Source organism: Reinekea marina (assembly GCF_030409715.1).
Lineage (GTDB): Bacteria > Pseudomonadota > Gammaproteobacteria > Pseudomonadales > Natronospirillaceae > Reinekea > Reinekea marina.
Genome location: NZ_JAUFQI010000001.1, coordinates 475,302 through 487,920, shown reverse-complemented (window position 1 = coordinate 487,920; position 12,619 = coordinate 475,302). Strand labels below are relative to the sequence as shown.

The following is a 12,619-nucleotide window of genomic DNA, read 5'->3' as shown; positions in this document are numbered from 1 at the left end:
TAGTTTTTGGTTAATTTTATTGTCATTTAATAGCCAACTTTTAAATTTACCGTTGGTGGAACTGTGTTGGTTTCTCGATAGGTTCTAATATTTTTCGCGACGATTTCGCTGGCAGATTTCGGATTTGTTTGAGCCGATATGTGTGGGAGCACCGTTATTTTTTCGTGTTGCCACAGTGAGCTTTGCTCGGGTAATGGCTCTTGTTCGAATACATCTAAAACGGCATGGTTTAATTTATTTTTATTTAAAGCATCTAGCAGAGAATCTGTTTCAATAATAGCACCGCGTGCAAAATTAATAATGCTCGAACTTGGTTTCATGAGCGCTATTCGTTTGCTATTGATCAGATTGTGAGTGTTCTCAGTCAGCGGCACCAATATCACGAGAATATCACTCGCGGCTAATACTTGATTTAAGCCGTCTTCACCGTGGAAGGTTGTTACCCCTTTCGCGTTTTTTTGGCTTCGACTCCAACCTAAGACATTGAAGTTATTATTTGCTAGGCGCTCGGCGGCCGTTTTACCTAACTCTCCCAACCCCAACACACCCACGGTCCGTTCGTTGGGTAAGGTATAGGGTTTGCTCTGCCAACTGCATTTTTTCTGCGCGGCTATGTAGTGAGGCATGTCTCTGTGCAAGTATAGTGTCCAAGTTAATACGGCTTCACTCATTGCATTGGTTAAGTTTGGGTCAATTAACCGGACAATATTTAATGAGCTATTTTTAAAGGCGGCCACTAGTTTTTCAACTCCGGCCCAAAGACTGTGCAGCCAAACTAAATTTGGGAGTTGGGCTATATCTTTTGGCTCTGGATTTGCGACAATGGCTATTTCACATTCCTGCTTTTGCTGCTCCGTTAATTGTTCAAAAGCAATAATGTTCTCGCCTGGCATTGCGTTATTAAGCAAATTTAACCAGTGATTAGTTTGCTGTTCATTCAACTCTCCGACTAGCGCAATTGGGTTGTTCATTTTTCGAAAACACCTTCGAACGATTCAAAACCTTTTAACTCGATAGGATTCCCAGATGGGTCTCTAAAAAACATGGTGCCTTGTTCTCCCGGTTCGCCTTGGTATCGAATGGTTGGGCCATATTCAAATGAGATGCCCGCTTTCGTCAAACGGTCGGCTAACGCTTGCCATTGTTGCATGGGTAATATAGCCCCGAAGTGAGGCATCGGTACTTTTACTTCCGCGACTTGCCCTGAGTTTTCAACTTGGAACGGTTCACCCAAATGCAACGAAAGCTGATGCCCGAAAAAATTAAAATCAACCCAGGTTTCAGTTTCTCGGCCTTGTTCGCACCCCAGTAGCGTTCCGTAAAACGCTTTGGCTTCGTTAATGTTGGTTATATGGCATGCTAAATGAAAAATTGGTGTCATAACATTTACCCTGAAAATTCAGATTTAAGGCTATCACCGCCTTAGGGTTTGGAGCAAGCTGAGGGATTCTCATACTCAAGTCAATGCGGATGGTTGTCTATCGACCTATAATGAAGTAGGTCCGTCAGAAATGAGATTAAAGCGTGAGCCATACATTACGTAAACAATTTGCTTATATGACAAAAACTCAGCGTTCCTTAAGAGATTGCCCGCGTTGCCACAAACCACACTTTAGGGAGCGGCAATCGGATCGCGTACAGTAACCCCAAAAAACTTATTTATAAGCCACTTAATGCGATTTAGCACTGGATTTAACAGACGCTAATCATTAGGGTTATGCGCCTTAATGAATAGGTTTTAGAGGAAGATTATGACTCTTGCTGCGTGGTTATCTATTGTAGGTATTTGTGCATTAGGGGCTATGTCACCCGGCCCTTCTCTAGCCGTGGTGTTAAAACACACGCTCAATGGTGGTAAAAAACAAGGCTACATCGCCGCCGTCACTCACGGTATTGGCGTGGGCTTATACGCCATTGCCTGTATTTCTGGCCTAGCTTTTGTACTGATCGCATCTGAATGGGCTTTTACTCTGTTGCAGTGGGCGGGCGCGGCTTATTTGGCGTGGATGGGCATCAAAGGACTAACCAGCAAGTCGAACCCTAACCAAAAGTTGGCCGACGTCACCGCAACCCAAGCGGCCAAAGATGGGTTTTTCATCGTATTCTTTAACCCCAAAATTGCTGTATTTTTTATCGCCTTGTTTAGCCAAGTTATAGGACCTGAAACCAGTCTGCTTGGCAAAGCTGTTTACGCCACAACCGCCATGCTGATCGACATGGGTTGGTATTTGATCGTTGCATGGATGTTTTCAAACGAGCGCTGGCTAGAAAAACTACAACAAAAAGCCACGCTGCTCGATCGCATCTTTGGGGTCATATTGCTGGCCTTGGCTGGAAAGTTGGCGTTTAGCTTGGGCTAAAGCGTGCTTAAGCTCCATACTAGCTTTCAAGGGTTAAGCTCAATTCAACTAATTTGACCTTCTAAAGCAAAAAAGGCTCGAAGCTAAATAGCTCCGAGCCTTTTTATAATTTTGTTATCTAGAGTTATTAAAACTAGTCTTTCGGTTTGTCTACCTGATTACTACTAGAACTTAATACTTCCGCTAAATTTTCACGGCTTAATTCACCTTGCAATTCCCCTTCCTCATCGACGACTGGCAGCGGATAATCGTTGTCCAACGTTTCTGGAATTACGTCTTCTAGCTGAGCATCGGGCGATAAAGATTGTTCGGTGTCGTAGTATTCGGTTGAAAGCTTTTCACCGTGCTGTGATTGATCCACTTCTTCTAACTGCTGCAATACAACAGCGCCTTGAAAGCCGTCTTCATCAACGTGGTAGGCGTATTCTTGCCTGGAGGTACGCATTTGTTTTAAGGCTTCACCTACGGTTTCGGCCGATATGCGGTACGCGGCGGGTTGCATAACCGTATCAACGGTTAATGCGCGGGCGCGGTTTACATCGCGAACAAACTTCTCGACATAATCATCTACGGGGTGCAATAAAATATCGGCCGGCTTACCCACTTGAATAAGTTCGCCATCTTTAAGCACCGCAATTCTGTCACCGATGCGCAAGGCTTCATCGAGATCGTGGGTAATGAAGACGATGGTTTTATGCAGTTTATCCTGCAGGCTAATTAACTGATCTTGCATTTCAGAACGTATTAGTGGGTCCAGTGCTGAAAACGCTTCATCCATTAACAAGATCTCTGCATCGGTACACAAGGCTCGTGCTAAACCAACGCGTTGCTGCTGGCCACCAGAAAGCTGAGACGGGTACTGATTTTCGTATCCGTCTAAGCCAACATCTTTTAACCAGACTGAAGCTTTTTCTTGACGTGTTTTTTTATCAATGCCTTGTGCTTGCAGGCCGAAAGCGACGTTATCGAGCACGGTATAATGCGGCAGCAAACCAAAGCGCTGGAAAACCATCGACATTTTTTGTTGCCGAAATAAGCGCAATTCATTTTTGTCGAGGTCCATTATATTTTGGCCTTCAACAATAATCTCGCCCTCTGTAGGGTCGATAAGGCGGTTAAAGTGACGAATGAGTGTCGACTTACCCGAACCCGATAACCCCATGATGACAAAAATCTCACCGCGTTTAATATCTAAATCAATCGCTTTAAGCCCCAATGTATGACCTGTTTGAGCCAGTACATCAGATTTGGTAGCGCCACTTTTTACCAGTGGCATGTGCTTTTCGGCTTTATCGCCAAACAGCTTGTATAGGCCTTTAATTGTAATCAACGAATCAGTCATGCCGACCTCCCAAATGCTGCTGTGAACGCTGCGCATAGGCTTGTGAAACGCGATCAAAAATAATAGCGAGCACCACAATGGCTAAACCATTGAGCAGCCCTAAGGTGAAGTACTGGTTGGTAATAGATTTTAGAACCGGCTGACCTAAACCTTTTACACCAATCATGGAAGCAATAACCACCATCGCCAACGCCATCATAATAGTTTGGTTAATACCCGCCATAATATTGGGCATGGCCAACGGTAGCTGCACTCGCCATAGCTTCAGCCACGAAGAAGCGCCAAAGGCATCAGAGGCTTCGAGTACTTCTCTATCGACCAAGCGAATACCTAAATTGGTGAGTCGAATCACTGGAGGAATCGCATAAATAATCACCGCGATAAGGCCAGGTATTTTACCAATACCGAGCAACATCACGACTGGAATTAAATAAACAAACGCAGGCATGGTTTGCATAATATCGAGAATGGGGGTGATTACAGACTGAACTCGATTAGAACGTGCCATCACAATACCAATAGGAACACCCATACCTACGGCTAATAAGGTACAAATCGTGATGATACTTAAAGTACGCATGGTGTCTTCCCACATACCAAAGTAACCAATTAAGAAAAGCGCTACGCCAACACCGACGGTCAATTTAATAGAGCGTGCTGCAACATGGGTAATGGTCAGTAATATTGCAATCATTAACCACCAAGGGGTGGCTAGGAGTAATTTTTCAAACCAAATAAGAAACGCCAAGAGCGGGTCGAAAAACGATTCGATGACTTCGCCATATTCACGCGAAAATTCACGATACGCACCATCGAGTGTTTTTCTGATTTCTAAAAGCTGGGACCGGCTCAGTTGAGGAAATTCTTTAATCCAAGACATAAGATCTCTTCTGATAAATTATAGAAACGTCAAAATCAGTGATTTTATCTAAAATCAGGTGATATCTAACACCTATGTAAATGAGCCAACCTTTGGCTGGCTCATTGTGCTTATCTGCTTAACAATTAAAGCGCAGACTTTATCTTTTGGGCGGCTTCTTTAGACACCCAGGTTGACCATAGCTCTTCATGATTTTCTAAGAAATACACCGCCGCGTACTCGCCATCGGCTTGGTTTTCTTCCATCCACGCTAACACTTTATTCATCACATTATTTTTAACAGAACGCTGCGTAATGTAGTTGTAAGCGGTTGGTGATTTCGACGCGAAAGACTCAGTCGTAATGCTGAAAATTTCTGATGGTGGATACATTGTTGGCTTTGGTTCTAAGCAATCGGCTTGTGTAATACAGCCATAGAAATGCTCTTCATCAATGCCTGAACCAAAGTCTACTTTAACCATTTCGTATTTACCCAAAATAGCGGAAGGCGCCCAGTAATACCCCAACCATGCTTCACCGCGCTCATAGGATTTTGCTATCGCACCAGCTAAACCCGCACTTGAGCCTGGATCAACTAGCTCAAAGCCCGCGTCTTCCATTTCTAGCGCTCTGAATAAGTTTTCGTTATTGATTTGGCAACCCCAGCCCGCAGGGCAACCCATAAACATAGATTTATCTGGGTCTTCAGGATGCTCAAAGAGTGCGACATTGGCTTTAATGCCTTCAATTGTCGCAAGTGCTGGATCTTTATCTACTAAGTACTTAGGTACCCACCAACCTTCATCGCCCCCGTCAGTCAAAGAGCGACCTGCGTATCGTAAGCGCTTGTCTGCAACACCTTTGTCTAAAGCTTCACGGAAGTTACCAATCCAGAACTCAGGTGCAATATCAGGCTCACCCTTTTCAATCATCGAGGTACCCGTTGGCATAGTATCGCCGGGTACAATTTCTACATTACAGCCGTAGCCTTCTTCTAAAATGAACGCATCGACATAGGCTAAAAGTGTAGCTGAGCTCCAGTTCATATCAGCAATGCTTACATCGCCACATTCATCGGCCGCAAAAGCCAATGAACCACCGAGTGCCATTGCTGTAGTTGCAGCAAGTTTAAGTGTTGTTTTTTTCATGAGATCTCCAATATCTGTTTATTAGTTCTTTTTAGATGGGTCAACAGCATTAACCCTAGACAAACAAGGTTAAGTAAAAGTTGTAGGTTGAATGGTGACATCGTTGTTAACAGGCTTAACAACGCTTGATAACATCGGCTCCATTGACTCAAAATGATGTTAGCCAATGGTGCAATGCAATATAGGCAAGAATAGGCTAATGAGCAGCCTTTCGACGTAAACACGACTGATAAAGTGTGAGGCTTTACTTCACTGCTATAGCCCCAATGGTTTTCCTCTTTGTTATTAACCTTCACCTTAGCATTGCACCCTGTGTTCCGCAAATGCGACCCGGGTATTTATATTTATCAAAATGGCTAATATACTGCGATTCTTTAACGCAATTTTTATAAAAGTCTACGCTAAAAAATGCGTCTAATGTTTGTGTACACTGAGAAAATGAGTTAACCCATAGGATTCAAGAATGGCTTTTGAGCGTATAGCACTCCCTTCACAAATTCCTGGCCAGCAAACCACCGTGGCGGTTCATCGTTTTGGCCCAAGTACCGGCCAAAAGGTATACATTCAAGCGGGTCTTCACGCCGATGAACACCCTGGTTTATTGGTGGCGCAGAAGCTCATCGAACAACTTCAGTATTTGGAAGATCAAGACCAGCTACTGGGGCAATTCATCATTGTGCCTTTTGCAAATCCTATCGGCTTAAAGCAACGTATTTTCGGTCATGTAAATGGGCGCTGCGACCTAGGCACCGGGCAAAACTTCAACCGAGGCATGTCTATTGATCCTTCCGCAATAAACGATGAAGTATTAAACACACTTTGCCATGACCCGAGAGAAAATGACGAGATATTTAGACGTTGGCTTAAAGAACAAATAGACACTAGATCCGCCGAGTTTGAAATTTCTGCACTGCACAAATTATTACTAAGCTTATCGATAGATGCTCACTGCATGCTTGACCTCCATTGCGATGATGTCGCCTTGCCTCATATTTTCTATGGCAAGCATCAACCAGACGATGGCCAGCTTTTAACGAGGTGTATGGCTGCCAATGTGGCGCTTGAAGAAGATGTCACAGGTACGGTTGCATTTGATGGCACGCATACTCAACCATGGGTGTTAGCTCAAAAGCAAAGCAACAAAACACTGTTTAGCCAGCCTTGCTTCGCCGCAACTGTAGAGTTACGCGGCCATACCGACGTAAATCTTGCGCTAGCAAATCAAGATGCCTCTGGCCTGATAAATTTCTTTAAACATAAGGGGCTTATTCAACAAGCGGCAGAAAAAATTGCACCCGAACCCACTAAAACCATTGGTGTTGAGCAGGTTAAAATGGTGACCGCGCCTGGCACAGGAATCATTACTTACAACTGTGAGTTAGGTGATTTCGTGAAAGGCAATCAGTTAATTGCAAAAATAGTTGTGTTAGACCAAGAAAAACCAACCGAAATAGACGTGCTCGCACCCTGCGACGGTTACGTTTTTAGTCACACTCAACATTACTTTGTATCACCAGGGCAAACCATCGCCATGCTCGCAACGGATAAAAACCAACAATCTGCTGGTGAACAACTGGCGTTTTAGTGGCGCAAAAAAAGGGGCGTTTTAAACGCCCCTTTTTTTACAGTTAAATAACGAGTTAATCATTTAACGGCTTGATGTGTTGAAACAACCAAGGAGCCCCTGCTGTTATCCATAGTCCGATACAGGTATATCGAATTAAATCATTGAGGGCTTCATTGAACGGTAAGATAGGTTTTAAGCCTGATTTGATGAGCAATAGAATCAATAAACCAATTGCAAACCGAACTAATTTTTTCCAAAGTGCGCCTTGCACATTAAATTGAATAAACCTATGTTCTAGCTGTATACCCGCTAAAAAACCAATAGACGCGCCAAACGAAACTATAAGCGGTTTATTCTCTGGATAAAGCAGGTAAGCGATGGTAAAAGGCAAGAGGACCAACCAAAGTAAGCTCAGCTTATTGTTCTTTACGCAGTAGCTATAAAACCGATCAATGGCAAACACCCACAACAACCCAAAGAAAACCCCAGCAATAACATCGGTAAACCAGTGCACTCCCAAATACAGACGAGAAAAAGCAACCAGTGAGATCATGACGACCGCTAATATTCTGATCCAATTTGCTTTGATGCCTAACGCCGCTGCAAACCAAAATGAGGTCGCACTTTGTGTATGACCACTTGGGAATGAATATCCCGGCGCCGTTTCTACTCGCATAGATTCAATACCGTAAGCACCAATTGGACGCTCTACAGCAAACAATTCTTTTAACGTGGGGTTAAATACGGTGCTCGTTAAAAAAGCAAACCCTACACGCTGTGCAAGCTGTTTATTTTGGCACCACATAAACCAAGCCGCTGCTGCAATAAAAAAGAACTCTTCAGCCGAGGCGGTGACAACCAAAAAAAATGCATCCAAAATCGGGGTTTTAAAGCTTTGAATCCATGTCAGTAACTCTAATTGCCACTCCATAATCTAACCCTTACTGCTGTTTTTTATTTGTTTTTATATCAATTAAGCCGTTTAACCTGGAAGCCTTTTTGTTTAAATTGTTCGATCAAGCCAAACTCACCCGCCATGTGTAAGGCACCTACGGCAACGCAAACCGTACTGTTTTGTTGTGGTGAGTTTGTCAGTATGCCCATCCAATTATTATTACGATCGGTAAGCATGGCTTGTTCGATCTCACGGTAGTTTTCGAACGCGGCTTGCTGGTATAAGCTTTCGACATCGCCCTGCTGCCAATAGGAAACAAGTTGCTCGACTAATTGTTCAACGTTGTCCATTTCATTGGTTGAAAATTCTATGAACTCTTCGGTGTATGTCGTACCAAGATTATCAAGCATACGCATTTGCCACAACAATGATTCAAACCCTTGCGTCGGTATGCCATCACGTTCTGCCCAGCCTGCTAGGTGTTCGTCTAACCCTCGTTCGACATCAAACCCTTGCATCTGCATGACCGTAAGCGTTAAAACATTGACCGCAGCCCAAGGCTTCAACCCTTGAAAAAGCCCTAAGTTTATGCCCGCTATTTCGGCTAACTCTTTCATTTGGTTAAGACTGTTTTCAGACACCTGTTGGTCTAATATTTCACCGGCGGGCAATAGCATCATTTTTTGCGCTTCTAAAAGCAACGCGGTGTCTTCCATTTCCTTTTGGTCGATTTCTAACCACAGCTGATCGCATTGAGAGAAGGCTTCCTCATATACCTTGGGGAGTGGGTAAGATTCTGGTTTCATGACATGAATGGTGCCAAACAGATAGTACTCTTGGTCTCCTGTTACATGCCAAATAGAAGCGGCATGGGCCGTAGTAAGTACCAATAGAAAAGCGGTAAAGATAGAGCGCATCGGATTTTCCTTAATCAAATAATAATGCGCGCTACCTTACCACAGAAATCTTTCAAACTTACGATTAGGCCGCTAGCAAACTCTCAATCTGTGATCGAATTTGCTCGGCCACTTTGGTATCTAGCATGGCAACTCTTAATCGCCGATTAAGCACATCATCTGCGGTAACCGCGCCTTCATACTGCAAAGCCCAATCAATTTCGGCTTTGATGTAAGGCTGGCCTTCAACTAAGCGCTCTTCGCCACCGCGAAAGATAACTTGCGGGGCTCGATCCCCGTAGGCCTGCCAAAGGTGTTGCTGTATGTCATTTGGCAAGTGAGCCAACGCACGTTTTGCGGCATCGGCGTTGTCTTGTGCGCCGACCAGCTTAAGTTGATAAGTTGCGCAAGGCCGCGCACTGATTAAGTTATTTTTTACGACATGGTCCATACAATCTTCTGCCATGCGCCGCCAAGTTGTCCACTTGCCGCCCGTTAAACTGATCAGACCGTTATCGTCTAACACGACATGGTCTCGACTGATCGATGCCGTGGATTGTGCATCTGGGTCTGATACTAACGGCCGCAAGCCTGACCAAACCGAGGTAATTTCACTGCGCACGATGGGCTTACTCAGCCATGCGTTTGCCGTTTCTAACACATAGTCTATTTCAACGTCACTTACCCCGGGTTCTTCGGATAAGGTTGCAGGGTCATCGGTGGTGCCAATAAGAGTTTTACCAAGCCATGGCAATATAAACAGCACTCGTCCATCGGGCGTTTCAGGGACTAAGATACCCCGGCCTTGCGGTAATAATTCACGATCAACAAGAACATGCACGCCACTGGACACTGTCATCAATTTTTTATAGTCGGGGTCTGCCATAGCTCTTAGCTTATCTGTCCAAGGGCCTGTAGTGTTAATAACAACCTTTGCGTTGACCTCAAATTGTTCTTGGCTCTTTAGGTTTTTACAACGGGCGCCTGAAACTCGTCCATCGGTCTTTTTCAACTCGAGCACATCAATATAGTTTGCGGCATTTCCGCCCATTTCGATGCCAGTTCTTATCATAGAAACACCAAAACGCGCATCGTCGAATTGACCATCGAAGTAACTCACCCCGCCAGATAAAGATTGGGTATCTAAATCGGGACAAATTTGGCTTAACGTGGCTTTGCTTTCTATTTTTGACGGCCCGATCTTTTCGCTGCCCGATAAAAAGTCGTATACCCCTAAGCCAATTCGGAAATATGGCAACGCAATGAAACCTTTAACCGGCGTTACTAAGTTTAATGGCCACGCTAAATGCGGCGCCATATTCAGCATCCGCTTACGCTCACTTAAGGCCTCTTTAACTAACTGATATTTACCGATGTTCAGTTCTTTTACCGCTTGCTCTAAGTAACGAACGCCACCATGCACCAACTTAGTTGAACGGCTTGAGGTACCCGCCATAAAGTCTTGCTTATCTATGATAGCCGCACTGAGACCACGACTGAGCGCATCTAAAAATACGCCAGCACCACTGGCTCCAGCACCAATGATTAATACATCGAACTCATTGTTGGCGATTTGAGCCAATTGCTCAGCCCGAGACCAAGGCTGATATGGTGCTTTTGCCGACATGTTCACTCCCTAATTGTTTTTAGCAGAGCTTACGGAGATGTTCGATATTAGCAATATATTTTCGCTTTATGTTCGTTAATCAAAAAACGAACATTTAAGACGCAGAAAAAACCCCAGCATTAGCTAGGGTTTTGAAAGGCTATTTCTCTTGAACAGTGAGGTTAATTACCTAGGCTTTCAAAATAAGCGGCTAAGTTTTCAATGTCTGCATCAGACAAGGCTGCAACCATGCCGTACATAACAGGTGCCTGGCCGCCGGTGCGTTCTTGCGCTTTGTAAGCTTTCATAGAAGACACTAAGTAGGCTGCTTTTTGCCCAGCAAGGTTTGGATAAGTAGGAATAGCAGAAATGCCGTTAGCACCATGACAACCTGCACATACCGCGGCTTTGGCTTTTCCCGCTTCGATATCAGCGGCAAAAGTGGTGGCTGCAAATAAGCTCGCGGCTGCTAATAACAATAATTTTTTCATTGGCCATCCTAAAAGAAATAAAAGTTGAACCGTTACTGTTCCAGAATCCTATTTAAAATTCAAACAGTTTAAGCACTTAATTTAGAAAATAATAATATAAATCACAGCGACTACCTCGAAAAGGGTAGTTTTCTAGTTTGAAGGCTCTCTAAACGAGGAGGCGGCTGAATCATTAGGTTTATCTTTGAGCAACCGCACTTCGCGTTGCGGGAATGGAAATTCGAACCCGTGCTTGTTCATTAATTTCCAAAGTTCGTACAGTAAATCTCCCCCTACTCGATGCTCACCATCGTCGATGGCTTCCATCCAAAACTCAATATGCAAATCTATGCCGTTATCACCAAACCCTGAGATTTCAACATCGGGTTGTTCCTCGAAACTATAGTCACTTCCCGACAATACTTTTGGGTGAGCGCACAACATGTCTTTAATTAAAGGAAACAGCTGATCGAGATCTGTATGGTAGGCCACACTGTAATCTATGGAGTAGCGTTGACGATCGTTTTTATGAGTCCAATTAATGAAGGTTTCTGTCGAGAACACATCATTTGGAACCACGATGTCTTTCCCATCAAAAGTCTCAAGCGTGATGGCGCGTAAGTTGAGCTCACGAATGGTGCCTGAACGGCCGTCTTCAAATTCAATGTAATCGCCTATCGATAACGATCGATCCAATAAAATAATTAAACCTGAAATGAAGTTTGACGCGATCGACTGTAGGCCAAAGCCAATACCTACACCTATTGCGCCACCAAAAACGGCTAAGGTGGTTAGGTTAATGCCCAATACGTTAAGCAGTATTAAGAACATAAACACGTACAAGGCTACTTCAAATAACTTAGCAATGACTTCACGTGTGCTGGAATCGACACCCGATTGGTTGCGAATAACCTGTTTACCTATTCGGCTAGATTCTTTACCCAACCAAAAAAGTAATCCCCCGAAATAGATCACTCGAATGATATCAAAAAGGGATATATGGAAATTGCCAAGATTCAAATCATAGGCATCGAGCGCTGTTGTTAAGGGTGTTAATGCATTAAAGGCATCTAATAGAATCAGAGGTGCGATGGTGTACAACAATACCCGAGCAAACGCCTTAGTTTTGATAAACGTAAAGCTGTATTTAACCACTATGAGTAACAGAATGAGCGACTGACAAAGCTGCACAATTTTTGTTGGCTGCTTGTAAGCTTCTAGCCCATAGATCAGAAAGATGATTAAGAAAAACCAAGAAAATAAAATTGAAGAGTGGCCTAAAAAATCATAAATTTGCGACACAAACCCCGATTTGGATTGTTTCAGCTTGTTGATGAGCCGTGATGAAAAAATGGCCATCAACCATGCAATTGGCCACAATGACAGCACCATTAACAATTGAACAAGTTCACTGTTCGCTGCCATGCTGCTGTTATAAAAATTTAAAAGGAACTCTATGCTCAACACCTTCACCTA

At 43.9% G+C, this 12,619-nt stretch carries 13 protein-coding genes; 2 read left to right on the top strand and 11 right to left on the bottom strand.

Features of this window, described 5'->3' with window-relative positions; all coding sequences use genetic code 11:
* Positions 1 to 26 precede the first annotated feature (26 nt).
* Together QWZ13_RS02685 and QWZ13_RS02680 are read right to left on the bottom strand one after the other, a co-directional pair.
* Positions 27 to 971: a 2-hydroxyacid dehydrogenase gene (locus tag QWZ13_RS02685; protein ID WP_290280421.1), complete on the bottom strand. Its 945-nt coding sequence runs from the start codon at positions 969 to 971 to the stop codon at positions 27 to 29.
* Positions 968 to 1,381 (bottom strand): VOC family protein, encoded by a 414-nt coding sequence (locus QWZ13_RS02680; RefSeq protein ID WP_290280420.1) that lies wholly within the window; start codon positions 1,379 to 1,381, stop codon positions 968 to 970. Before QWZ13_RS02680 ends, QWZ13_RS02685 begins: the two co-directional genes overlap by 4 nt.
* 370 nt (positions 1,382 to 1,751) lie before the next feature.
* Between QWZ13_RS02680 and QWZ13_RS02675 the strand changes: the two genes are divergently transcribed.
* Positions 1,752 to 2,360 carry a LysE family translocator gene (locus tag QWZ13_RS02675; RefSeq protein WP_290280419.1) on the top strand — a complete coding sequence of 203 codons (609 nt, stop codon included), beginning with the start codon at positions 1,752 to 1,754 and terminating at the stop codon, positions 2,358 to 2,360.
* A gap of 133 nt (positions 2,361 to 2,493) precedes the next feature.
* Here the strand turns inward: QWZ13_RS02675 and QWZ13_RS02670 are convergent, their stop codons facing one another.
* The 4 genes from QWZ13_RS02670 to QWZ13_RS02655 all read right to left on the bottom strand — a co-directional run bounded on the left by QWZ13_RS02670 (position 2,494) and on the right by QWZ13_RS02655 (position 6,032).
* Complete coding sequence (locus QWZ13_RS02670) at positions 2,494 to 3,702, bottom strand: quaternary amine ABC transporter ATP-binding protein (RefSeq protein ID WP_290283252.1); 1,209 nt, start codon at positions 3,700 to 3,702, stop codon at positions 2,494 to 2,496.
* Entirely contained in the window at positions 3,695 to 4,582 is an 888-nt protein-coding gene (locus tag QWZ13_RS02665) for an ABC transporter permease (protein WP_290280418.1), read from the bottom strand. The genes QWZ13_RS02670 and QWZ13_RS02665 overlap by 8 nt, the downstream gene beginning before the upstream one ends.
* A gap of 125 nt (positions 4,583 to 4,707) precedes the next feature.
* Positions 4,708 to 5,709, bottom strand: a complete 1,002-nt coding sequence (locus tag QWZ13_RS02660) for an ABC transporter substrate-binding protein (RefSeq protein ID WP_290280417.1) — start codon at positions 5,707 to 5,709, stop codon at positions 4,708 to 4,710.
* Positions 5,706 to 6,032, bottom strand: a complete 327-nt coding sequence (locus QWZ13_RS02655; RefSeq protein WP_290280416.1) for a hypothetical protein — start codon at positions 6,030 to 6,032, stop codon at positions 5,706 to 5,708. Before QWZ13_RS02655 ends, QWZ13_RS02660 begins: the two co-directional genes overlap by 4 nt.
* Before the next feature lie 140 nt (positions 6,033 to 6,172).
* Between QWZ13_RS02655 and QWZ13_RS02650 the strand changes: the two genes are divergently transcribed.
* Positions 6,173 to 7,294 (top strand): succinylglutamate desuccinylase/aspartoacylase family protein, encoded by a 1,122-nt coding sequence (locus QWZ13_RS02650; RefSeq protein ID WP_290280415.1) that lies wholly within the window; start codon positions 6,173 to 6,175, stop codon positions 7,292 to 7,294.
* A 55-nt stretch (positions 7,295 to 7,349) separates the two neighbouring features.
* On the opposite strand, the gene QWZ13_RS02645 is transcribed toward QWZ13_RS02650, so the two are convergent.
* From QWZ13_RS02645 to QWZ13_RS02625, 5 genes are all read right to left on the bottom strand, one after another.
* Positions 7,350 to 8,207, bottom strand: coding sequence for a phosphatase PAP2 family protein (locus QWZ13_RS02645; protein ID WP_290280414.1), 858 nt, complete (start codon positions 8,205 to 8,207; stop codon positions 7,350 to 7,352).
* Positions 8,208 to 8,245: 38 nt separating this feature from the next.
* Complete coding sequence (locus tag QWZ13_RS02640) at positions 8,246 to 9,088, bottom strand: TraB/GumN family protein (RefSeq protein WP_290280413.1); 843 nt, start codon at positions 9,086 to 9,088, stop codon at positions 8,246 to 8,248.
* A gap of 64 nt (positions 9,089 to 9,152) precedes the next feature.
* The gene (locus QWZ13_RS02635; RefSeq protein WP_290280412.1) at positions 9,153 to 10,694 is read right to left on the bottom strand and encodes a glycerol-3-phosphate dehydrogenase/oxidase; all 1,542 of its coding nucleotides are present in this window, start codon (positions 10,692 to 10,694) and stop codon (positions 9,153 to 9,155) included.
* Positions 10,695 to 10,855: 161 nt separating this feature from the next.
* Positions 10,856 to 11,164, bottom strand: coding sequence for a c-type cytochrome (locus tag QWZ13_RS02630; protein WP_216000984.1), 309 nt, complete (start codon positions 11,162 to 11,164; stop codon positions 10,856 to 10,858).
* Between the two features lie 132 nt (positions 11,165 to 11,296).
* Positions 11,297 to 12,616 (bottom strand): mechanosensitive ion channel family protein, encoded by a 1,320-nt coding sequence (locus QWZ13_RS02625; protein ID WP_290280411.1) that lies wholly within the window; start codon positions 12,614 to 12,616, stop codon positions 11,297 to 11,299.
* Positions 12,617 to 12,619: the final 3 nt, after the last annotated feature.